The sequence below is a fragment of the Microbacterium esteraromaticum genome (assembly GCF_028747645.1).
GTDB classification, from domain to species: Bacteria; Actinomycetota; Actinomycetes; order Actinomycetales; family Microbacteriaceae; genus Microbacterium; species Microbacterium esteraromaticum_C.
This window is the reverse complement of the sequence record NZ_CP118100.1, coordinates 1,790,740-1,813,550: the sequence shown is the minus strand read 5'-3', so window position 1 is coordinate 1,813,550 and position 22,811 is coordinate 1,790,740. Positions and strand designations below refer to the sequence as shown.

The window sequence follows — 22,811 nt, the reverse complement described above, 5'->3', positions numbered from 1 at the left end:
GTGACCAGACCTCTCGTTCTCTCCGATGCCGACACGGCACGTGATGTGCTGACCTTCGCCGGGCGCGCCGCCACGGCATCCGCGGAAGGAGTGCGCCTTCAGGCCGCCGACGGCATCCTCGTGGTGACGGCCGCCGCGCTGGCACCGCAGGGATTCCTCGATCAGACGCCGACGGTTCTGGCGATGCGCATTGTGCGCGCCGACCCCGAGCTGCGCTGCGACATCGTCGTCGACGAACTCTCACCGGGAGCGTCGCCCGCCGAGCTCGCATTGCCCGAGACCGGCAGGGCGCCGGCTTGGGCGGGCGTCTCACCCCCGCGCGACGGCTGGGAGCTGATCGGAGAGCTGTCCGACCGCATCATCGGCGACCGTGCGCAGTGGGGCATTTCGGCCGTCGCTCGCGGCACCACACCGGGCGCCGGGGAGGACGCCGTGCGCGCGCTGCGTTCGCGGGTATGGGGAGAGCCCGATGAGGACCTCCTGGGCCTGCCGCGTGGGGTGGCCTTCGCCGCCCACGCGTTCGGGTTCATCGCCTCCGACCGCACGGGCACGGCAGTCACACCGGTCGGTGAGCAGGTGCGCATCACGCGCTCGGGCCGCTGGACACGCCTCGCCTTCGCGCGCGGGCACATTCTCAGCCGCGGGCCGGCCGTGACGGGCCTGACCGCTGTCCGGGGGACCGGTACTGCGGTGGGCGCCTAACGCGAGGCCGCACGCCCCGCCTGCCGACCCGAGAACAAGCATCCGCCCAGGAACGTTCCTTCCAGCGCGCGATAGCCGTGCACGCCTCCGCCACCGAAACCGGCGGCCTCGCCCGCCGCGTACAGGCCGGGGACCGGCACGCCATCGGCGCCGAGGGCGCGTCCCTCCAGGTCGGTCTCGATCCCGCCGAGCGATTTACGGGTCAGCACATGCAGGCGCACGGCGACCATCGGCCCGGCCGCGGGATCTTGCAGACGGTGCGGTGCCGCGGTGCGGATCAGCCGGTCGCCGCGATATCCGCGCATGGAGCGCAGCATGGCGATCTGCGCGTCTTTGGTGAAGTCGTTGTCGATCTCGCGGTCACGTGCCGTGACCTCGTCGCGCGCACGATCCACATCGAGGACGTCGCCACCGGGCGCTGATCGCATGCGAGCGAGCAACGCCTCGAGGTCGTCCTCGACGATGAAATCGGCGCCCTCGTCGAGGAACGCCCGCACCGGGCCGGTGGGCCCCTTCGCCAGCCGGGACTTCACCAGCAGCTTCAGATCCCGGCCGGTGAGGTCGGGGTTCTGTTCACTGCCCGAGAGCGCGAACTCCTTCTCGATCACCTTCAACGACGTGACGAACCAGGAGTGGTCGTGCCCGGTCGTGCGCAGGTGCGCGAGCGTGCCCAGCGTGTCGAAGCCCGGGTACAGCGGGACGGGCAGTCTGCGGCCGGTGGCATCGAGCCACAGCGAGGACGGACCGGGCAGGATGCGGATGCCATGGTCCGGCCACACCGGATCCCAGTTCTCGATCCCCTCGACGTAGTGCCACATCCGGTCACCATTGATCAGCCGTGCGCCCGCCGCGGACGATACCGCGTGCATCGAGCCGTCGACGTACGCCGGCACCCCGGTGAGCATGTGGGCGGGCGGCGTGCCCAGACGCGCGGGCCACGCGGCGCGCACCAGATCGTGATCGCCGCCGATACCACCGGATGCCACGATGGTGGCATCCGCTCGGATCACGAACTCACCCACCGGCTCGCGCGACGATGCGACCCCGCGCGGGGTGTCGCTCGGCGCGAGCACTGCCCCGCGTGCGCCGACGATCGCGCCGTCGTCGACGAGCAACTCGGTGACGCGGTGGCGGGGGAGAACCGTCACCCTTCCAGCAGCCTCGCCCGCTTCGACAGCCGCCGCGAAGGGCGCGACGATGCCGGGGCCGGTTCCCCACGTGATGTGGAACCGCGGCACGGAGTTGCCGGGACCGATCGCTCCGCTCCCGCCGCGTTCGGCCCAGCCGACCACGGGGAAGAACCCCACTCCGCGCTCGCGCAACCAGCTGCGTTTCTCGCCCGCGGCGAACTGCAGATAGGCCTCTGCCCAGCGCCGCGGCCATGCGTCCTCGGGGCGGTCGAACCCGGCGTTGCCGAACCAGTCCTGCCGTGCCAGATCCAGGGAATCCTTGATGCCCATGCGACGCTGCTCGGGTGAGTCGACCAGGAACAGCCCACCGAACGACCACCAGGCCTGCCCACCCAGGTCGCCGCGCGCCTCCTGATCGATGATCGTCACGCGTCTGCCCGCGGCGATCGCCTCGCTGGCCGCGGTGAGGCCTGCCAGCCCCCATCCGATCACGAGTACATCGGTGGCTGGGGAACTGGCTGCAGTCATCTTCAGGTCTCCGTCGACTCCGTGGGGATGCGGTGCTCAAGCGTGGTCCGGCCCGCCGGGCCGCGTCCGATGCCGGACGGCTCGAACGTGTTCACCATGGCATACGCCGCCCGCTCCAGGTAGTCCCACAGCGTCGCTTCGTGTAGAGGCGACAACTTCACCTCGTCCAGAGCCGTGCGCATATGTGCGAGCCATCGATCACGGGCATTCGGGTCGACGTGGAACGCAGCGTGCCGCATCCGCAACCGAGGATGCCCGCGTCGCTCGCCGTACGTCGTCGGCCCACCCCAGTACTGCTCCAGGAACATCGTGAGTCGTTCGGCGGCGGGGCCGAGGTCCTCTTCGGGGTACATCGGTTTGACTACCGGATCGAGAGCGATCTCGCGGTAGAACACATCGACGATGCGTCGGAACGTGTCGTGGCCGCCGACTTCGTCGTAGAACGTCATTGCGTTTCGCCTTCCTGCGGAGTGGACTTCTTGCGACGCCAGATGCCGCGTTCGGCGACCGGCGGTACGCCGGTGATGGCGTTGGGGCGTGTCATCGGCGGGTTCGCTCCCCGCACGCGGCGGGCACTGTCGGGCCCCGTGACGGTGACCGCGGCCATGCTCGGTACAGCGACCTCCTGCGCCAGTAGCGCGGTGCGCAACCGTCGGCGGAGTTCCTGCGAGACGTCGTCGCGGGCGTTGGCCCTGGTTTTCAGCACGACGCGCACCACCAGTGCGTCCCCGTCGATCGACTCCAGCCCCCAGACCTCGGGCGCCTCGATCACGCGGGTGCGCCACTTCGGGTCCTTCGCGAGCTCTTCGGCGGTGTGCAGCAGTGTCTGCTCGACCTGATCGAGATCGGCATCGGCGGAGACACCCAGGTCGACGATCGCGCGTGCCCAGCCCTGCGACATGTTGCCGATGCGGGTGACCTCGCCGTTGCGCACGTACCAGAGCGTGCCATTGACGTCGCGCACCTGGGTGATGCGCACGCTGACGTACTCGACGACGCCCGAGGCCAGGCCGAGATCGACGACGTCGCCGATGCCGATCTGATCCTCGGCGACGATGAACATGCCGTTGAGGACATCCTTGACGATGTTCTGGGCGCCGAAGCCGAGACCGGCACCGATAGCGGCCGTGATCAGCGTCAGCGAACCGAGGATGTCCTGATCGATGGCCCTGACGATCAGGATCAGGGCGACGATCACCAGAATCACGTTGACCATGTTCTGCAGGATCGTGCCGAGGGTGCGGGTGCGCTGCACCAGACGCATATCTGCCAGCGGTGAGCGTTCCAGCGCCACGGTGTCGGCGACGTCGGCTTTTGACTTGGCGTTGCTGACGATCCGATGAACGATGCGTCTGATCACCAGGCGCAGCACGAACGACAACGCGACGCAGATGGCGATGATGATCGCGATCTGCGCGAGCTTTCCGCCGATCGTGCTCAGCGCGGCAACGGACGACTCCCACAGATCGTTCCAGAAGCCCAGGTCGACGGGCGCCTCGGGGTCCGTCGTGAAGGGGAAGGGCAGCATGTCCCTGAGTCTAGTGAGGGGCTCTTTCCGCGCGCTGGACGCGGAAAGAGCCCCTCAGAGTCGATGTCAGCTGTCGGCGTCGCGCTTCTGCGCGGCGAGAGCACGCTCGACGTCGGCGAGGTTCTCGTGCACCAGTCGACGCAGCGCGGGCGCGGCGTCCTGGTTGTCGGACAACCAAGCGCGCGTGGCGTCACGCAGCTCGACACTGGCGAGCGAGCGCGGGTACAGACCCACGACCAGGTAATCGGCGATCTGGTAGGTGCGGCCCTCCCAGATCGGCAGCAGCATGTCGAAGTACGGCTGGATGAAATCGCCGAGCACGTCGACACCCGAGGGGTGCACGAAGCCGAATGCCGTGGAGCGCACGATCGTGTTGGGCTGGTCGGCGTTGTCGATCAGCGACGCCCAGGCGGCCTTCTTGTCTGCCGTCGTCGGCAGGGTCGCGCGAGCCTGTGCGGCGAGTTCGGCGCCCTTGGACGTGTTGTCGGCGGCGAGGGCCGCATCGATCGTCGTGGCGTCGGTGGCGCCCGCCGCGGCCAGACCGATGAGCAGCTGCCATGAGAGGTCTGCGTCGACGTCGAGCCCCGGCAGGGTGTCCTCACCCGAGCGCAGGCGTCCGATGATGCCAGCGTGCTCGGCAGTGGTGGCGGAGTTCGCGAAGGCCATCACCAGCTGCAGCTGGCTGTCGCTGCCGGACTCTGCCTGCTGAGCAAGCGCCCACAGTCCGTCGGCCACCTTCTCACGGGCCGCCGAACGCGTGGCCGGGTCGACGTACGATCCAGCGGCGAGCTGCAACTGGGCGAGCGTGGTGCGCACCGTGGTCGACTCGCTCTCGCGGCCGATGTTGCCCAGCACGAGGTCGATGTAGTCGCGTGCCGCGGTCTCGGCGTCGCGGGTCTGATCCCAGGCGGCGCCCCACACGAGCGAGCGCGCGAGCGGGTCGCTGATGTCGGCGAGGTGCTCGATCGCCGTGGCCAGCGACTGCTCGTCGAGGCGGATCTTCGCGTAGGCGAGGTCCTTGTCGTTCAGCAGCACCATCGCCGGGCGCTTGAGTCCCTGCAGCTCGGGGATCTCGGTGCGGTCACCGTCGATGTCGACCTCGACGTAGTGGCTGCGCACGAGCGCGCCGCCGTCGAGGTCGTAGAAGCCGATGCCGAGGCGGTGCGGTCGGATCGTCGGGTAGTCGGCCGGTGCCGTCTGGGTGACGGCGAAGCGCGTGATCGTGCCCGAGGCGTCCTCGGCGATGACCGGGCTGAGCGTGTTCACACCGGCGGTCTCGAGCCACTTCTCGGCCCAGCCGGTCAGCTCGCGGCCGCTGGTCTGCTCGAGTTCGACGAGCAGGTCGCTGAGCTCGGTGTTGCCCCAGGAGTGCTTCTGGAAGTACTGCGACACACCGGCGAAGAACGCCTCGATGCCCACCCAGGCGGTGAGCTGCTTGAGTACGGAGCCGCCTTTGGCGTAGGTGATGCCGTCGAAGTTGACCTGCACGTCCTGCAGATCATTGATCTCGGCGACGATCGGGTGCGTGGAGGGCAGCTGGTCCTGACGGTAGGCCCAGGTCTTCTCCATGGCGTTGAAGGTGGTCCACGCCTCAGTCCACTCGGTGGCCTCGGCCGTGGCGATGGTCGACGCCCACTCGGCGAACGACTCGTTCAGCCAGAGGTCGTTCCACCACTTCATCGTGACCAGGTCACCGAACCACATGTGTGCCAGTTCGTGCAGGATCGTCACGACGCGACGCTCCTTGACGGCGTCGGTCACCTTGCTGCGGAAGACGTAGGTCTCGGTGAAGGTGACGGCGCCGGCGTTCTCCATCGCACCGGCGTTGAACTCCGGTACGAACAGCTGGTCGTACTTCTCGAACGGGTAGGCGACGCCGAACTTCTCTTCGAAGTAGGCGAAGCCCTGGCGGGTCTTTTCGAAGATGTAGTCGGCGTCGAGGTGCTCCCACAGGCTCTTGCGGCCGTATACGCCGAGCGGGATGACCTTGCCCGACGAGCTGGTCAGCTCGGAGAACGTGGACTCGTAGGGGCCCGCGACCAGCGCGGTGATGTACGACGAGATGCGCGGCGTCGGCTCGAAGCCCCACGTCGCGGTCGCCGGGTCGTCATGCACGATCGGCTCGGGGGTGGGCGAGTTCGACACGACCTTCCACGCCGACGGCGCGGTGACGGTGAACTGGAACGTCGCCTTGAGGTCGGGCTGCTCGAACACGGCGAAGACGCGGCGTGAGTCGGGCACCTCGAACTGCGAGTACAGGTAGACCTCGCCGTCGACCGGGTCGACGAAGCGGTGCAGACCCTCACCGGTGTTGGTGTAGAGGCAGTCGGCGTCGACGATCAGCACGTTCTCGGCCTGCAGGTCGCCGAGGGCGATGCGCGAGTCGGCGAAGGCCTGGCCGGGGTCGATCTGCTCGCCGTTGAGCGTGATCTCGCGCACGTCCTTCGCGATCAGGTCGATGAAGGTGTAGCTTCCGGGGGTCGCGGTGAAGCGCACGACGCTGCGGGAGCCGAACACCTCGGCGCCCTTCGTGAGGTCGAGCGAGACCTCGTAAGACTGCGTGTCGATGACGGAACGGCGCTCCTGCGCCTCGCTACGAGTGAGGTTTTCTCCAGGCACTGCTGTTATCTCCCATGGGTGGAGGGGTGTCGGCGTGCGTCGGCACTGCTGGCGCCGACGGCAACCATGACAGCCTACGCCAGCGGCGTGGTTGCGCCAGTAGGGACGCTCGCGCGTGCCGGTGTTCCGCGCTGTTTCATAGGAGCGAGTGCCATCATGGCGCCCGTGAACTCCCCAGAATTGGATGCCGTTTCCCATGCGTCCCCGGCTGCGGCCGCGGGCGCTCCGCACATCGAGACCCCTGTCGCCTACGACGCGATCCTGCTCGCGGGCTTCGGCGGGCCGGAGGGTCAAGAGGATGTCATTCCCTTCCTGCGCAATGTGACGCGGGGGAGAGGCATTCCCGATGAGCGGTTGGAAGAGGTCGCGCACCACTACCGCGCATTTGGCGGGATCAGCCCGATCAATGCGCAGAACCGATCGCTGAAGGCAGCGTTGGAAGCCGAGCTCGCGGCCCGTGCCATCGACCTTCCGGTGTACTGGGGCAACCGCAACTGGGCACCCTACCTGGAGGACGCTGTCGCCGAGGCTGCAGGCAACGGGCACACCTCACTGATCGCGTTCGCGACGAGTGCCTACAGCTCGTTCTCGAGTTGCCGGCAGTACCGCGAGGACTTCTCGCGTGTGCTCGATGGCACCGAGTACGACGGTGTGGTCACGATCGACAAGATCCGTCCGTTCTTCGATCACCCCGGGTTCGTGCAGGCGTTCGTTGAGGGGGTCGACGATGCCGTCCGCGCGCGTCTGGATGAAGGCATCGCGGCCGACGCGATTCACGTGCTGTTCTCGACGCACAGCATCCCCACCGCGGATGCCCAGCGCTCGGGTCCGCGCGATGTGGACTGGGGTGAGGGCGGCGCTTACGCCGCGCAGCACGAGGCGGTCGCCGCCTGGGTGATGGAGCAGGTGGCTCGGCTCACACCGGCCGCGGCGGATGTGCCGTGGGAGCTCGTCTACCAGTCGCGTTCCGGCCCGCCGACCCAGCCGTGGCTCGAACCGGATGTGTGCGATGTGATCTCCGAGCTCCCGCAGCGCGGTCGCAGTGCGGTCGTGGTCGTGCCGGTCGGGTTCATGAGCGACCACATGGAGGTGCTGTGGGATCTCGACACCGAGGCGAAGGAGGCCGCTGACGAGGCGGGACTGCTGTTCGCCCGTACGCCGACGCCCGGCGTCTCGCCGGCGTTCGTCGCGGGCATCGTCGACCTGGTGCAGGAGCGCCTGGAAGGCCGGCCGGCCGGCGAGCGCGCCCATGTCACGGGTCTTGGACCCTGGTACGACGTGTGTCGCCCTGGATGCTGTGAGAACATTCGGGCGGGCTTCAAGCCGGCTGCCGCCGGGCTCGCCCCGTAGGCGGTGGGAGAGTCCGGCGTACGTAGGATGGACGGTATGCGCATCCATATCGCCACCGACCACGCCGGACTCGACTTCTCGACCCGCCTGCAGCAGCACCTGAGCGCCGCTGGGCACGATGTGATCGACCACGGCCCGGTGGAGTACGACGCGCTCGATGACTATCCCTCATTCTGCATTCGTGCGGCGCAGGCCGTCATCGCCGATCAGTCGGCGGGTGTCGAGGCGCTCGGCGTGGTGTTCGGCGGATCCGGCAACGGTGAGCAGATCGCGGCGAACAAGGTGCAGGGTATCCGCGCCGCCCTGGTGTGGAACGAATCCACGGCGCAGCTGGCACGTGAGCACAATGACGCCAATGTCATCTCGATCGGCGCGCGCCAGCACACGTTCGACGAGGTGACGTCGTTCATCGATCTGTTCATCGCGACCCCGTTCACGGGTGATGAGCGCCATGTGCGACGCATCGGCCAGATCGCCGACTTCGAGAAGGACGGGTCGCTGCTGCCCGATCCTCGTCGAGGAGAGGCCGGCGCCGCCGACGGGCCGCGCGCCTGACATGCCTGAGGGGCATTCCGTCCATCGCATCGCTCGGCAGTTCAGCCGCAACTTCGTGAACCTGCCGGTGGGTGCGTCCAGCCCCCAGGGGCGATTCGCCGAGGGAGCGAGTGTGCTCGACGGTCGCGAGATGCTGCAGGCGATGGCCGTCGGCAAGCAGATGTTTCTCGAGTTCGAGGATGCCGTGTGGTTGCGGGTGCACCTGGGACTGTACGGAGCGTGGGACTTCGCCGGCGAGATCGTTGCGGATGCCACCATTGCATCGGCGAACGGCCGCATGGGTCAGACCAACCAGCGTGGCACCGAACTCGACGCGGAGCCGGCTGAGGACGCGATCTTCGACGACGCCGGTGAGAACTCGTTGCGATCCATCGGGGCTCCGCGCAAGGCCCGTGTGCATGTTCGCATGTCGGAGCAGACGCGTGGGCTCGCCGACGACGGCGACGAGTGGCCGCCGCCCGTGGTGGGACAAGTGCGGTTGCGCTTGCTGACGAAGAGCACCTGTGCCGACCTGCGCGGGCCGACGGCGTGCGTACTGCAGACCCCGGATGAGATGCTGGCGACGGTGGCCAAGCTCGGTCCCGACCCGCTGGTCGGTGACCCGGCCGAGGGAGAAGAGCGTTTCGTGCGCGTGGTGCGACGCAAGCCCACACCGATCGCCCTCCTGCTGATGGATCAGGCGGTGGTGAGCGGGATCGGCAACGTGTACCGCGCCGAGATGCTCTTCCGCGCGCGCCTGAACCCGCACACACCCGGGCGGGACGTGCCCGAGGAGGTCGTGCGTGAACTGTGGTGCGATTGGGTGAGGCTGCTGGCAATCGGCGTCGAGACCGGCCAGATGATGACCATGGATGGCCTGACGGGCGATGACTACCGCGCCGCGATGGCGAGTCGTGACGACCGTCACTGGGTTTATCATCGGGCGGGCCTGCCCTGCCGGGTCTGCGGTACCGAGATCGCGCTGGAAGAGATCGGAGCGCGCAAGCTCTACTGGTGCCCGTCCTGTCAGCGGTGACGGGAACCTGATCGTCGTCTGTGAGTAGGCCTGGGCGTCGGCTGTGAATAGGATGGCGTCATCCACTCGCAACGACGCGTCAGGAGAATACATGGACCTGTCAGAAATCGAGGGTTTCCTCGGATGGCTCAGCGGTGTCATCTGGGGACCCTGGGTGCTCATCCCGCTGCTGCTCGGCACCGGGCTCTACCTCACCATCCGCCTGGGTGGCATTCAATTCCTGCGACTCGGCGCAGCACTGCGGCTGGGGCTCTTCACACGCCGCGACCCCGGAGCCGACGGCGACATCTCGCAGTTCCAGGCTCTGACGACCGCGCTGGCAGCGACGGTCGGCACCGGCAACATTGTCGGCGTGGCGACCGCGATCGGCATCGGTGGCCCCGGTGCGCTGTTCTGGATGTGGATCACTGGGCTCGTCGGTATGGCGTCGAAGTACTCCGAGTCGTTCTTGGGCGTGCGGTTCCGCACCACCGACTCGGCCGGCGAGAAGAACGGTGGTCCGCAGTACTACCTTGAGCGGGGCATCCCGAACGGCTTCGGAAAGTTCCTCGCGATCTTCTTCGCCGTCGCCGCCGTGATCGCAAGTTTCGGTATCGGCAACATGACGCAGGGCAACTCGATCTCGGCGAACCTCGAGAACAGCTTCAGCGTTCCCACCTGGGTGACCGGTCTGGCGTTGACGATCTTCGCGCTGCTGGTGCTGGTCGGCGGCATCAAGTCGATCGGCCGCGTGACCGCCGGACTCGTGCCCGTGATGATCATCTTCTATGTACTCGGCGCCCTGTACATCCTGATCGCCAACATCGGCGGTGTGCCCGCGGCGTTCGCGCAGATCTTCACCGATGCCTTCACCGGCACCAGTGCGGTCGGCGGCTTCGCCGGTTCGGCGATCATCATCGCGGTGCAGTTCGGTGTCGCGCGCGGTATCTTCTCGAACGAGTCGGGCATGGGATCGGCGGCCATCGCGGCTGCTGCGGCGAAGACCAGCCACCCGGTGCGTCAGGGCCTCGTGTCGATGACGCAGACCTTCATCGACACGATCATCGTCGTCACCTTCACCGGCCTGGTCATCATCACCACCGGCGTGTGGAACATGACCGATCCTGAGACAGGTGAGCAGATGAGCCCCGCTCTGATGACGGGTGAGGCGTTCTCGAACGGTCTGCCGGGCGAGTGGGGGCACTACGTCGTGACGGTCGGTCTCGTGCTGTTCGCGAGCTCGACGATCCTCGGATGGTCGTACTACGGCGAGCGCAGCATCGAGCGTCTGCTCGGGCGTCGCGCGGTGATCCCGTTCCGCATCATCTTCTCGCTCGTTGTGTTCATCGGCTGCACCGTGCAGCTCGGCGTCGTGTGGGCGTTCTCGGACGTGATGAACGGCCTGATGGCGCTGCCGAACCTCATCGGCTTGCTGGTGCTGTCTGGGCTGGTGGCACGCGAGACGAAGAAGTATCTCGACAACGACCCGAAGCTGACGGCCACGCCCGAGGAGGTCGCGGCTTTCATGCAGGGCGATCCTTCGTACGAGAACTGGAAGACGCAGGCGATCCGGGTCGTCGGCGGCAAGTAGTCGGATCCCGATCGGTCGGGTCGGTCATAGGCTGGGACGGTGCGCCAGAATCCCAGTTTCGCTATGACCGACCCGACCGAGATCCGTCGGGTGATCCAGCGCCACCCGTGGGCGACGATCGTCAGTGACGGCGATGACGGGCTCGTCGCCTCGCATTACGCGATCCTTCTCGATGAGGACCGCGACGACCTGACGATCGTCGGTCATGTCGGGCGCCCGGACGACCTGATTCATGGGCTGGGTTCCCGCGAGCTGCTGGTGACGTTCCAGGGCCCGCACGGCTACATCTCGCCGGGCTGGTACGGCGATGTTGCGGGCGTGCCTACGTGGAACTTCGTCTCGGTGCATCTGAGTGGGGTCCCCGAGATCCTCTCGGACGAAGAGAACTTGCGGGTGCTGGAGCGCATGACCGCCCTGTTCGAGAGCCGCCTGGCCGATCCGCGCGGTATGTGGACGCCGCCCAACGATGAAGCGTACGTGCAGCGGCTGGCTGCGGGGACGGTGGGCTTCCGGCTCACACCCACGAAGGTTGTCGCCAAGCGAAAGCTCAGTCAGAACCGTCTGCCTGAGACGGTCGAGCGGGTGCTGGAGCAATTGGAGGGCGACGGGCCCTACGCAGACGCCGCGTTGGCAGCTGAGATGCGTCGGGCGCACATCGCGCGCGTGGAGCACCGTTCGTGACGGCGCGTGGCGACCGGATCGACGTCGTGCGTGCTGTGCGGCTGACCGGCCCCGCGGCGCTCGCGTTCGGCGACGAGCCCGTCGACCTGATGATCGAGCGCGGGCGCATCGCCGATATCGCCCCGACCGGTGACCTGGCGGCCCATGGCGTCGTGCTGGACGGCCACGGGAGCCGGGTGCTGCCCGGCTTGTGGGACCACCATGTGCACACGGTGCAGTGGGCGCTCGATGCGGAACGGGTGCAGCTCGGCGAGGTGCGAAGCGCTGCGGAGGCCGCCCGTCTGATGGGCGCGGCCGCGCCGCTGTCGGATGGTCGGGTCGTCGGAGCCGGCATGCGTGATGCGCTGTGGCTCGATGCGCCCTCGTTGGCGGTGATCGACGCGGCATGCGGCGACCGGCCGACGTATCTCATCAACATGGACGTGCACAGCGTCTGGCTCAACTCCGCCGCATTCCGCCGGGAGGGCTTCGCCCCGACACCCGACGGAATGCTGCGTGAAGAGGACGCGTTCGAGATCTCGCGCCGATTGAACACGGCAGATGACGCGATGGCGGATGCCGCCGTGCGCCGCGCCGGAGAGCGCGCCGCGAGCCGCGGAGTCACCGGCATCGTCGACTTCGACATGGCGTGGAACGCCGACGCGTGGCAGCGGCGGGCGGATGCCGGATTCGATGCACACCGGGTGGAGTTCGCCTTCTACGCGGCCAACCTGCAGCGCGCGATCGACGCCGGGCTGCGCACGGGGAACATCCTCGGCGGTACCGATGATCTGGTGCACGTCGGGCCGCTCAAGCTCATCACGGACGGGTCGCTCGGCACCCGCACCGCGGCCTGCTCACATGCGTACGGTGACGACCCGCAGAACTTCGGGGAGTTCACGATCGACCCCGAGCAACTGCGCGACTATCTGACGACGGCGACCGGCGCCGGTATCGAGGTGGCCGTGCACGCCATCGGCGACCGTGCGGTGGCATCCGCCCTCGACGCGTTCACCTACACGCAGGCGCGCGGCACGATCGAGCATGCGCAGCTCGTGCGTCACGCCGATCTGGCGCGCTTCGCGCGACTGGGCGTCGTGGCGAGCGTGCAGCCCACGCACGCGGTCGATGACCGCGACCTCGTCGGCTCGCTGTGGCAGCACCAGAGCGCGATCAGCCATCCGGTCGCCTCGCTGATGAGTGCGGATGTCGCGGTGCGATTCGGGTCGGATGCCCCCGTGGCACCGCTGGACCCGTGGGTCACGATCGCCGCCGCCGTGCACCGCACGGGGGACGAGCGCGCTCCGTGGCATCCCGAGGAGCAGGTACCGATCGGGACGGCGTTGCGCGCCAGTAGTCGCCATGGCATGACGGACCTCGAGATCGGCGGCACCGCGGATCTCGTCATCTGCTCCGAGGACCCGCTCACGGCCGACCGGGAGAGCCTGCGTCGGATGCCCGTCGCAGCCACGCTGCTGGGCGGACGCCTGACGCACCTGGGCTGAGGGGCGGCCCCAGAGACGCGGACGCCCGCCTCGTGGAACCACGAGGCGGGCGTCGGCGTCTGTGCGTGTCAGGCGGCGATGTGCGAGATGAGGAACCAGCGGTCCTTCTCCAGACCGCGCTGGATCTCGATCGCGACGTCCTGGCTGGTCAGATCGACCTCGTCGAGGCCCTCGACAGCGGCCTTGATCTCGATCAGGGCGGCATCGATGTCGGCGATCACCGCGCGGACGAGCTCGTCCGAGCCAGCGAATCCGGCCGAGACCTGCGTCGGCGCTGCCTTGGCGGCGACCGTCGCGACGCGGGCGTCGATGGGCAGGCCGAGGGCGACGATGCGCTCCGCGGCCGTGTCGGCGAAGTCCATCGCGTGCGCGACGAGCGTGTCGAGGAACTCGTGCACGCCGACGAAGTTCGCACCGCGCACGTGCCAGTGCGCCTGCTTGCCGTTGACCACGAGAGCCTGCATGCTGTGCACGATCGGCGACAGGAACTGGGCTGCTGCCGCTGCGACGGTGGGGTCGACGGCGGTGGCGGGGATGGTCTTCGAATCGGTCATCGTGTTCCTCCTGCGTGGGTTTCCGGTGTCCACTGAAGACAACGCTACTCACCCTGGACCATTCCGCAAGCAAGCCTAGGCAAGGCTTACACGCCTGTTCAGCCGCGGAATTCCGCGGTTCTGAGGGTAGTCTCACCTACATGACCATCTCAGCCGCAGCCTCCGTCATCGCTCTCGCCGACCGCACACCCGCTCTCGCCGACGATGCCTTCGTCGCCGACGGTGCGCGTATCGTCGGCGCGGTCACCCTGGGGCCGCGCGCCAGCGTCTGGTACAACGCCGTCCTGCGCGCCGACTCGGCACCGATCACGGTCGGCGCCGACAGCAACGTACAAGACAACGTCTCTGTGCACGTCGACTCCGGGCATCCGGCCGTCATCGGCGACAACGTCTCCATCGGCCACAACGCCGTCGTGCACGGTTGCACGATCGGCGACGGATCACTGATCGGTATGGGAGCCGTCGTACTCAGCGGCGCCGTGATCGGCAAAGGGTGCCTGATCGCCGGGGGAGCGGTCGTGCTCGGCGGCACGGAAGTGCCAGACGGTTCTCTGGTCGCCGGCGTGCCCGCAAAGGTGCGTCGTGCCCTGACTGACGACGAGCGCGCCGGGCTGATCCGCAACGCCGAGATCTATCTCACGCACACCACGACTCACGCCACCGCCGTCGCACCGCACTGACCGTCGGCACCGCTAGGCTGGAAGATCTCGGGGCGGTGGCCAAGCTGGTGAAGGCAGTGGGCTCATAACCCAACGACCGCGGGTTCAAGTCCCGCCCGCCCCACATAACTCGTCTCACCCGGGTGCCTTCTGCCCGCGCAGAGACCTTCCGCACAGAAGAACGGAGCCCCGCGGCATGGTGTCCGCGGGGCTCCGTTCCTCTGAGGTCGGGGTTACTTGCTGTCTTCGTCGACCCAGTCCATCGACTTCGTGACGGCCTTGCGCCAGTTGCGCAGTTGCCGGTCGCGTTCGTCGGTGTCCATGGCGGGTTCCCATCGACGGTCTTCCTGCCAGTTGGCGGAGAGGTCGTCGAGGCCCTTCCAGAAGCCGACCGCGAGGCCAGCCGCGTAGGCTGCGCCGAGTGCGGTGGTCTCAGCGACGACCGGGCGAACCACCGGAACGCCGAGCACGTCTGCCTGGAACTGCATCAGGGCGTTGTTGGCGACCATTCCGCCGTCGACCTTCAGCTCGGTGAGGTCAACGCCGGCGTCGGCGTTGACCGCGTCGAGGACGTCCCGGGTCTGGAAGGCGACCGCTTCGAGCGCCGCACGGGCGATGTGATTCTTGTTGACGTAGCGCGTCAGTCCGACGATGGCGCCGCGCGCATCGGGGCGCCAGTAGGGGGCGAACAGGCCCGAGAACGCCGGAACGATGTACACGCCACCGTTGTCGGGAACGCTGGCGGCCAGCTCTTCCACCTGAGGTGCTTCGTCGATGATGCCGAGCTGGTCGCGGAGCCACTGGATCAGAGACCCGGTGACAGCGATCGACCCTTCGAGCGCGTAGTGCGCCGGGGCGTCGCCGAGCTTGTAGCCGACCGTGGTGAGGAGTCCGTTCTTGGAGTGAACGATCTCTTCTCCGGTGTTGAAGATCAGGAAGCAGCCGGTGCCGTAGGTGTTCTTGGACTCACCGGCCTGGAAGGCGGCCTGTCCGAAGGTGGCTGCCTGCTGATCGCCGAGGATGCCCGAGATCGGCGTCTCACGCAGCAGGGACGAGTCTTCGGCGTAGCCATAGACCTCGGACGACGACTTGATCTCGGGCAGCATCGAGCGCGGAACCCCGAACACCTCGAGGATGTCGTCGCGCCACTGCAGCGTCTCGAGGTCCATGAAGAGCGTGCGCGAGGCGTTGGTCACATCGGTCGCGTGAACGCCGCCGTCGACGCCACCGGTGAGGTTCCACAGCACCCAGCAGTCCGTGGTGCCGAAGAGAAGGTCTCCGGCCTCGGCAGCCTCGCGGGCTCCTTCGACGTTCTCGAGGATCCAGGCGATCTTCGTGCCCGAGAAGTACGTCGCCAACGGAAGTCCGACTACGTCCTTGAACCGGTCGGTTCCACCGTCAGCGGCAAGGCGGTCGACGATGTCCTGGGTGCGGGTGTCCTGCCAGACAATGGCGTTGTAGACCGGTACGCCGGTCTTCTTGTTCCACACCACTGCGGTCTCACGCTGGTTGGTGATGCCGACCGTGGCGATGTCGTGACGCGTGAGATCAGCCCGTGCGAGGGCGACCCCGATCACCTCCTGGACGTTGTGCCAGATCTCTGCCGCGTCGTGCTCGACCCAGCCCGCCTGGGGCATGATCTGCTCGTGTTCCTTCTGGCCGACCGAGATGATCGAGCCGGCGCGATCGAAGATGATCGCACGACTGGACGTTGTGCCCTGGTCGATTGCGATGACGTACTTGGACATGGAGTTCCTTTCGATGTGGCGGAGCTTCTCTGCGTCGCCGTGTGGAGAGTTGAATCGGACTCGGCACGTGTCGGCCGAGCAACTGTCTCTGCCCCACGCGGGGGCGTGAGGTTGGCTGGAGCACGGGTGTCGTCCTCCAGTCAACCTGAGGATTACAGGGAGAGTAGCGCGGGAGCGGCGAACGCGGCGATCGCACCACCGACGAGCGGCCCGACCACGGGGACCCATGCGTAGCCCCAGTCGCTTCCGCCCTTGCCCTTGATCGGCAGGATTGCGTGGGCGATGCGCGGACCGAGGTCGCGAGCGGGGTTGATGGCGTATCCGGTCGGTCCACCGAGGGAAGCGCCGATACCGACGACGAGAAGCGCCACGGGCAGAGCGGTCAGCGGGCCGAGGCCGCCGGGCACGCCGACGTTGACGTCGCCGTAGTCCGCGAACGCGAGGATGACGAATACCAGTACGAAGGTCGCGATCACCTCGGTGACCAAGTTGGCGCCGTAAGAGCGGATCGCCGGTCCAGTCGAGAAGACTCCGAGCTTGTTCGCCGCCTCCGGTTCCTCGTCGAAGTGCTGCTTGTAAGCCGCCCAGCACAGGATCGCGCCGATGATCGCGCCGACCATCTCAGCGGCGAAGGCGACGAAGAACATCGTCGTGTCGATCGTGCCGGCGATGAGCAGACCGATCCCGACGGCGGGGTTGAGGATTGCGCCGGAGTACGCCGAGACGAGAACACCCGCGAACACGGCGAGGCCCCAGCCCCAGTTCACCATCAAGAAGCCGCCGGCGTTGCCCTTCGTCTTGGCGAGGGCGACGTTTGCCACAACACCACAACCGAGCAGCACGAGCATGCCCGTGCCCACCATTTCGGATAGGAAGTACAGTCCGAGATTGACGTCCATAGCTGTCGTCATTGACCTTTCGAGTTTGACCTCCGCGATGCCGTCAGGGCACGTCGAAGAGGCAGAAGAATGAGTAGTGAAGGAGCCCGCACGACGAGGCTCCGGTGTGAGCAACCGCTCACGCGGAGATGACCGCACCTCCCTTCGCTGGGGCGGCGCGATGCGCTTCGCCGCGGAGGGTGACCGTGCGGTCGCGGAACTGCTGTACGGCGGAGCGTGTCGTCGTTGAATGCTCGTTCATTCCGGACCTTTCGAGACTGTTCTCGAAACCATGCCGCGCCGCTGCACAGAACCGCAATTCGGATGCACGAACGTGCACGACACGCACGGAAGCGATGGTGCGGCGCGCGTTCGTCGCTGAACGCGCCGTCATTTCGGCGCGGAACGGGCACATTCGTGCACCAGCCATCGCCACGCTCGCGGGCTTCGTCCGCGGTCCGCGGAGGGAGACCGCGGACTGTGTGGGAGGCACTGCTTTGCGAGGCGCGATCCTGACGTCACACTGATGAGATGAGTCGTGAGCAGAAGGCGGGACGAGCGACCGGATCAGCCCATGCAGGTCGCCGTGACGCGGCCGGTCTCATCCTGAGACGCGTCGCGCGCGGCTTCTTCCGCACGGCCGCGCCGGATGCCGCAGCCGGGCAGACTTTCTACGCGCTGCTCAGCATCGTGCCGACGCTCATCGCGGTGTTCTCACTGATCAGCCTGGCGGGCGACAAGGATGACGGTATGCGCGCGGCGCTGGATGCCGCACGCGAGATGTTGCCCCCGGATGTGTACGCCGGTATCGATGGCCCGCTGCAGGAGGCGGCGACCGCCGCGGGGTCGGGGTGGGTGCTCGTCTCGGCACTGGTGATCGCGTTGTGGTCGGTGGCACGCTACGTCACAGCGCTCGGACGGGCGATCAATCGCATCTACGGTGTGCCGGAAGGGCGGATGCCCTGGAAGGCCAAGCCCGTGCACCTGCTGGTGACGGCGGCGGTATTCGCGCTGGTGTCGGCCGCGGCCGGTGTCGCGGCGCTCAGCTGGCCCCTCGTGCAAACGCTCGGCCGCACCTTCGGTGTCGGTGACCTGGCCCTCCAGACCTGGCGTCTCGCGCGGTGGCCCGTTCTCGTCCTGCTGGTGGTACTGATCATCGCGATTCTGTACTATTTCGCGCCCAACATCGCCCACGCGCACTTCCGGCTGGTGAGCGTGGGCGCGATCATCGCGGTGGCCGTGTTCGCTGTAGCATCCGCCGGTCTCGGGTTCTACGTCAGCAACTTCGCCGACTACGACCGCATCTACGGGTCGTTCGCCGGTGTGATCGTCTTTCTGCTGTGGCTCTGGATCGGAAACATGGCGCTCCTGCTCGGAGCGCTGTTCGACGCCGAACTGGAGCGCGTACGCGAACTGCGCGCGGGGATTCCCGCGGAGCGCGACCTGCAGGTCGCGCTCCGCGATACCGAGCGGATCGAACGAGCCGCCGCCCGCGACGTCGAGGAGGAACAGGCCGCCCGCCGTCTGCGACGCTCGCGCCGCTGACGGCCGCGCGGCGTCAGCGCACCGCGCTACCGTCGGCGATGTCGATCAGCCGTTGCAGCACGGGTCCCGAACGCAGCCCGTTGTGCTCGTGCTCGTTGGTCACCCACGGGTGCACACCGGGCAGCAGTCGGGCGGTCTCCATCGAGAACTCGTACGGCACGTAGACGTCATTCAGATACACGGCGGCAGCCCCGGTCACGCCCGACGCCGCGATCGCCTCCGCGTCGTAGATCTTCGGCCACTCGTGTTCAGCCAGGCGCATGGCGACACCGCGCCAGGGCCGGAACGCCGGAACCGTCTCGGTCCACGAGCTCTGAATGTGCTCGCCGGTGAACAGGGTGGGGTCCTCATCGAAGGCGACGGGCGTCATGCGCTCGGCCGACCACCGCGTCGCCTGCCCCGAGGCGTAGCTGGACTCGTGGAACACGTAGTACAGCGGATTGCGGCCGCCGTAGGGCATCGCCGCGGCGAGGTCGTAGCGGAACGCGTTCGTGCGCGGGTCGAGCTCGAGCAGTGACCACAGCGTCTGCCAGCCATCGTTGGTGCCCAGTGCGGAACCGACCGAGCGCAGCCGCGAGACCGAGACGATCTCGCCGTCGGGCAGCACGAGTTCGCCTGCGGCGGCGAGATCGACCAGCGCGCGCATCCGCTCGCGATGCTCGGGAAAGCGTCGGTAGTACTGCTCGGATGCTGTCTGCATCTTCTCGTAGCAGAGCGCGTACACCTCATCGGGGTGGCGGTCGATGGTGCTGAGCCCGCCGGTGATGAACACGCTCTGCAACGAGGACGCATCGGTGGAGAGATACGCCAGCGTTGTGAAGCCGCCGAACGACTGGCCGAGCAGGCTCCACCGCTCGATGCCCAGAGCCTCGTGCAGCGCCTCGGCGTCGCGCACGATCGAGTCCGCGCGCAGGTGGGTCAGGTATTCGGCCGCGCGCTCATCGCCGAGCGACAGCAGGTCGTCACTGACCGGTGTGGACCGTCCGGTGCCGCGCTGATCGAGCATGACGACCCGAAAGTGCTGCAGCGCCGTGTCCAACCAGGCCGGCGATGACGGTGCGTGAAACGGGCGAGGAGCCTCGTGCCCCGGACCACCCTGCAGGAACACGAGGTGCGGCAGGTTCTCTCCGCCGGGGCGCGAGATCACCGCGGCGAACACCTCAAGAGTGCGCTCGTCGTCGGCATCCGCCCATACCAGCGGAACCGTCAACCGATGCTCGGCGACGGTGAGATCCTGCATCCGGCGGACAGTTGTCTGAGCAGTGCGCATCACATCACGTTCCCTACGTAGGAGTACTTCACGAACACCTCGGCGGCGATACCGGACTCCTCCAGCACCCCCTGGAGTGCGGTCATCATGTAGTGGGAATCCCACCCCATGTACAAGTGGTGCGCGGCATCGAGCGAGTCCCACTGACCCTTCCACGCCATCTCGTCGTAGATCGGCCCGCCGTGTTTCGCGCTGTAGGCGAGCGCCGCGGACGGATCATCGGTCCATGCGCGTCGGAAGACACGGTTGAACAGGGCGCGCACATCCTTGATCTCCCAGTGCTCGCCCCGGTACTCGCAGTAGTCGAACTCGCGCTCCCACCCCATCGGCCACCCGCGCCGCCGCACGGCATCGAGCACCGGGGTGAGTCCGTCGTCGTCGATCTCGGGCAGCGCCGGGCGTGCCCAGATCGTCACGAACTCGTCGATCAGGCGGACGGTGCGCGCCGTGATCGCCGCGGTATTCCAGCTCTTCACCGCGGCCAGCTCCCGGGTGGCGGGCACCGCACTGCGCGCGTAGGCATCGTCGCGTTTGGTGGGGAAGGAGGCCCCGAACACGCGCTCGGTCAGCGCGGACTCCAGCAGCGTCAGGTTTCCCAGCGTCGGTGCGAGCGCGCGATGACTGTTCTGCTCGTCGTCGCTGTAGTCCTTCCATACCCGGGAACCGTCTCCGCTCCAGCCGTCGGCGGGGACCGCCGGCACGATGCTCTCGATGTCGTAGGCGTCGAGGTCATCGACCTGCTCGAGTCGGCCGAGCACGTACGCGGGGTGGGGGAGCTCCCCATAGTTGAGCACGGCGCTCACGCGCTCATCCGACGGCGTGATGCGCGCGACGGCGCGCATCAGCTCATCGCGTCCCGTCTGACGGGCGCGGCACAACCGTGCGATGAGCCGGTCGGTCGGCAGGCCGACGATCGCGCGACGCAGGAACATCGCCTGCGTCCACTCCAGCACCTCGATCAGTTCGTCGCGCGTGATCGCGCCGCGACGGTGGTCGCCGTACGCGCTCATCACGAGGGGGTACGTCGCCCGCCCGAAGGTGTTCAGATGGTGCAGATGACGGCGGATGCCGGCATCCGATTCGCCTTGCGGGTCCAGGAGGATGCCGTAGATCTCGGCGTACTCGCGCCAGACGGTGGCATCCGCACGAAGCCGCGCGGCGTCGAGCCGGGGGAACGAGCCGCGGAACGCGGCGTACACGCCGTGCTCGCCCGAGACGTCGATCTCGCGGCCGAGTGTCATCACCAGTAAGTGACGCCAGAACGCGCCGATGCTCTCACCGGTGGCCTGCTCGATGGGCAGCCAGAACTCCTGCTCGATGCTCAGCTGCTCGGCGTGGGAGAGGCCCATCAGGATGTAGTTGTGGATGAGCTCGTGGTCGCGCAGCGGCTGCCCGGTCGAGTTCAGGCTCTCGAAGATCTGCTGGGCGCTGGCGCTGGCGCCGAGCGTGATCGAGACGTGTTCGAGCTTCTGCAGACCGCGCCAGATCACAGCGGCCTCATCGGCATGCACCTGACTGCGGAAGAAGGCATAGTTATCGTCGAAGCGCGACTCGCGGTCGGCATCATCGCGCCGGTCGAGCACGACCGACTCGTACAACTCGGCCCAGGCGTGGTGCGGGCGCAACTTGGTGCGGGACGCGTCATCGGCGCGGACGAGGACGCGTTCGAGCTCGGCGGCCATCGCCGGATCACTGCCCTGCACCGCGTGGTGCAGCGCGGCGATCAGCAGCATGACCGTGGTGATGCGCTGCTGCCCGTCGATCAGGATCAGGTCGCCGCCCGAGGCGTCGCGGCCCGACAGGATGGAGCCGATGAAGTGCCGGTGCTCGTCATCTTGCGCGGCGACCGCACGGATGTCCGAGAGCAACTTCTCGCATCCGCCGATGTCCCAGCGGTACTGACGCTGATACACCGGGACGACGATGTTGGTCGTGGGAGCGGCGAGCCACTCGATGGTGCCGGTTGCGGTCGCTTCGACATTCGTCGCCGTTGCCATGACTGGGTGATTCCTCCGAGCGGCGGTGTGACGGAACCCGCCGCATCGAGTCTAGCCGTGGCCAGATTTTTCCTGGCCGGGCTCTGGGGAGTGTCCAGGGTGCGCAGGTAGGCTTGCCTAAGTAGGGCCTGTTAAAACGTGCTGGCCCGCTACGAAAGGACATGACTCAGATCATGGGATACATCAAGTCCGCAGCCCTTGAAGACAAGGGGTTCGTGATCCTCGACAGCTACGGCGCCGAGATGGACCCCAAGGAATGGCTCGACATCGAGTACGTCGACTGGAAGTCTTCCGGTGACACCCGCTTCGCCCCGCTCGCCAGCGCCAAGGGCGAGATCGAGTGCAACGGCTTCTGGAACCACAAGCCGCCGCGCACCGACAAGGACGGCGTCTGGATCGACTCGCAGACCGCGATCGCTCCGACCCTCACCGCACGCGCCCAGGAGCCCGGTGCGAACGTCGGCCGCTGCCGCATCATCGAGCTGCAGCCGACCCCGTACGGCGAGTGCCTGTACAACCTGCACCAGGATGACAACAACCGTCTGAACCCGGATGGCACCGGATGGGTCGTCCGCGGCTTCTTCAACCTCACCGACGACAAGGACAGCTACTTCGTCCTGCGTGAGAACCGCACCGACCCGAGCATCGAGTACCGGATCGCCCTGCCCGCCGGCGCCCAGCTGATCGTCGACACGCAGCGCCTGTGGCACGCCGCGACACACAACGGTACCGAGCCGCGCTACTGCCTGATCACCTCGTGGGAGTCGGGCCCCGAGCTCGACGCCTACATCGAGAAGTACAACGGCACCGACCAGCACACCCAGGTCGAGGTCGCGCAGGACGTGCTCGAGGCGGGCTACGCCGAGCAGGCTCGCAAGGATGCTGCGCGCGCGGCCTATTACGCCGCGAAGGGCCAGCAGGTCAAGCTCGCGATGAGCGAGGCCTGAGCCTCTGAATGCCTGAGGATCCGGGCGGATCACATGCTTGTGATTCGCCCG

The 22,811-nt window shown here is 67.3% G+C and carries 19 protein-coding genes and 1 tRNA gene; 11 read left to right on the top strand and 9 right to left on the bottom strand.

The features are described 5' to 3' along the window. Positions 1–702, top strand: a complete 702-nt coding sequence (locus PTQ19_RS08500; protein ID WP_274367020.1) for a hypothetical protein — start codon at positions 1–3, stop codon at positions 700–702. On the opposite strand, the gene PTQ19_RS08495 is transcribed toward PTQ19_RS08500, so the two are convergent. The 4 genes from PTQ19_RS08495 to pepN all read right to left on the bottom strand — a co-directional run bounded on the left by PTQ19_RS08495 (position 699) and on the right by pepN (position 6,507). Next, the gene (locus PTQ19_RS08495; RefSeq protein ID WP_274367019.1) at positions 699–2,360 is read right to left on the bottom strand and encodes an FAD-binding dehydrogenase; all 1,662 of its coding nucleotides are present in this window, start codon (positions 2,358–2,360) and stop codon (positions 699–701) included. The genes PTQ19_RS08500 and PTQ19_RS08495 overlap by 4 nt on opposite strands. 2 nt (positions 2,361–2,362) lie before the next feature. Further along, positions 2,363–2,809, bottom strand: coding sequence for a globin (locus tag PTQ19_RS08490; RefSeq protein WP_274367018.1), 447 nt, complete (start codon positions 2,807–2,809; stop codon positions 2,363–2,365). After that, complete coding sequence (locus PTQ19_RS08485) at positions 2,806–3,888, bottom strand: mechanosensitive ion channel family protein (protein WP_274367017.1); 1,083 nt, start codon at positions 3,886–3,888, stop codon at positions 2,806–2,808. The genes PTQ19_RS08490 and PTQ19_RS08485 overlap by 4 nt, the downstream gene beginning before the upstream one ends. A gap of 66 nt (positions 3,889–3,954) precedes the next feature. Continuing rightward, on the bottom strand, positions 3,955–6,507 hold the full coding sequence (gene pepN / locus PTQ19_RS08480; RefSeq protein ID WP_274367016.1) for an aminopeptidase N: 2,553 nt from the start codon (positions 6,505–6,507) through the stop codon (positions 3,955–3,957). Between the two features lie 156 nt (positions 6,508–6,663). On the opposite strand from pepN, the gene PTQ19_RS08475 reads away from it, so the two are divergent. The 6 genes from PTQ19_RS08475 (at position 6,664) to PTQ19_RS08450 (ending at position 13,162) form a co-directional block, all read left to right on the top strand. Next, on the top strand, positions 6,664–7,857 hold the full coding sequence (locus tag PTQ19_RS08475; RefSeq protein ID WP_274367015.1) for a ferrochelatase: 1,194 nt from the start codon (positions 6,664–6,666) through the stop codon (positions 7,855–7,857). A gap of 36 nt (positions 7,858–7,893) precedes the next feature. Then, positions 7,894–8,412: a ribose-5-phosphate isomerase gene (locus PTQ19_RS08470; protein WP_224817909.1), complete on the top strand. Its 519-nt coding sequence runs from the start codon at positions 7,894–7,896 to the stop codon at positions 8,410–8,412. A gap of 1 nt (position 8,413) precedes the next feature. Continuing rightward, on the top strand, positions 8,414–9,427 hold the full coding sequence (locus PTQ19_RS08465; protein WP_274367014.1) for an Fpg/Nei family DNA glycosylase: 1,014 nt from the start codon (positions 8,414–8,416) through the stop codon (positions 9,425–9,427). A 91-nt stretch (positions 9,428–9,518) separates the two neighbouring features. Next, the gene (locus PTQ19_RS08460) at positions 9,519–10,997 is read left to right on the top strand and encodes an alanine/glycine:cation symporter family protein (RefSeq protein WP_274367013.1); all 1,479 of its coding nucleotides are present in this window, start codon (positions 9,519–9,521) and stop codon (positions 10,995–10,997) included. A 39-nt stretch (positions 10,998–11,036) separates the two neighbouring features. Next, the gene (locus PTQ19_RS08455) at positions 11,037–11,678 is read left to right on the top strand and encodes an FMN-binding negative transcriptional regulator (RefSeq protein WP_274367012.1); all 642 of its coding nucleotides are present in this window, start codon (positions 11,037–11,039) and stop codon (positions 11,676–11,678) included. Then, entirely contained in the window at positions 11,675–13,162 is a 1,488-nt protein-coding gene (locus tag PTQ19_RS08450) for an amidohydrolase (RefSeq protein ID WP_274367011.1), read from the top strand. Before PTQ19_RS08455 ends, PTQ19_RS08450 begins: the two co-directional genes overlap by 4 nt. Before the next feature lie 68 nt (positions 13,163–13,230). Here the strand turns inward: PTQ19_RS08450 and PTQ19_RS08445 are convergent, their stop codons facing one another. Further along, positions 13,231–13,716 (bottom strand): Dps family protein, encoded by a 486-nt coding sequence (locus PTQ19_RS08445; protein WP_274367010.1) that lies wholly within the window; start codon positions 13,714–13,716, stop codon positions 13,231–13,233. Between the two features lie 140 nt (positions 13,717–13,856). On the opposite strand from PTQ19_RS08445, the gene PTQ19_RS08440 reads away from it, so the two are divergent. Together PTQ19_RS08440 and PTQ19_RS08435 are read left to right on the top strand one after the other, a co-directional pair. Continuing rightward, positions 13,857–14,396, top strand: coding sequence for a gamma carbonic anhydrase family protein (locus PTQ19_RS08440; RefSeq protein WP_206549710.1), 540 nt, complete (start codon positions 13,857–13,859; stop codon positions 14,394–14,396). 29 nt (positions 14,397–14,425) lie between these two features. Continuing rightward, positions 14,426–14,499: transfer RNA gene (locus PTQ19_RS08435), tRNA-Ile, on the top strand. Positions 14,500–14,608: 109 nt separating this feature from the next. Here the strand turns inward: PTQ19_RS08435 and glpK are convergent. Then, positions 14,609–16,123 carry a glycerol kinase GlpK gene (gene glpK, locus PTQ19_RS08430; RefSeq protein ID WP_179410699.1) on the bottom strand — a complete coding sequence of 505 codons (1,515 nt, stop codon included), beginning with the start codon at positions 16,121–16,123 and terminating at the stop codon, positions 14,609–14,611. A 152-nt stretch (positions 16,124–16,275) separates the two neighbouring features. Continuing rightward, the gene (locus PTQ19_RS08425) at positions 16,276–17,034 is read right to left on the bottom strand and encodes an MIP/aquaporin family protein (RefSeq protein WP_274367009.1); all 759 of its coding nucleotides are present in this window, start codon (positions 17,032–17,034) and stop codon (positions 16,276–16,278) included. Positions 17,035–17,532: 498 nt separating this feature from the next. On the opposite strand from PTQ19_RS08425, the gene PTQ19_RS08420 reads away from it, so the two are divergent. Beyond that, entirely contained in the window at positions 17,533–18,546 is a 1,014-nt protein-coding gene (locus PTQ19_RS08420; RefSeq protein WP_274367008.1) for a YihY/virulence factor BrkB family protein, read from the top strand. Between the two features lie 13 nt (positions 18,547–18,559). Here the strand turns inward: PTQ19_RS08420 and PTQ19_RS08415 are convergent, their stop codons facing one another. Further along, complete coding sequence (locus tag PTQ19_RS08415; RefSeq protein WP_274367007.1) at positions 18,560–19,816, bottom strand: alpha/beta fold hydrolase; 1,257 nt, start codon at positions 19,814–19,816, stop codon at positions 18,560–18,562. Continuing rightward, positions 19,816–21,813: a DUF262 domain-containing protein gene (locus PTQ19_RS08410; protein WP_274367006.1), complete on the bottom strand. Its 1,998-nt coding sequence runs from the start codon at positions 21,811–21,813 to the stop codon at positions 19,816–19,818. The genes PTQ19_RS08415 and PTQ19_RS08410 overlap by 1 nt, the downstream gene beginning before the upstream one ends. Before the next feature lie 173 nt (positions 21,814–21,986). On the opposite strand from PTQ19_RS08410, the gene PTQ19_RS08405 reads away from it, so the two are divergent. Continuing rightward, positions 21,987–22,760 (top strand): hypothetical protein, encoded by a 774-nt coding sequence (locus PTQ19_RS08405; RefSeq protein WP_179411835.1) that lies wholly within the window; start codon positions 21,987–21,989, stop codon positions 22,758–22,760. Positions 22,761–22,811 lie beyond the last annotated feature (51 nt).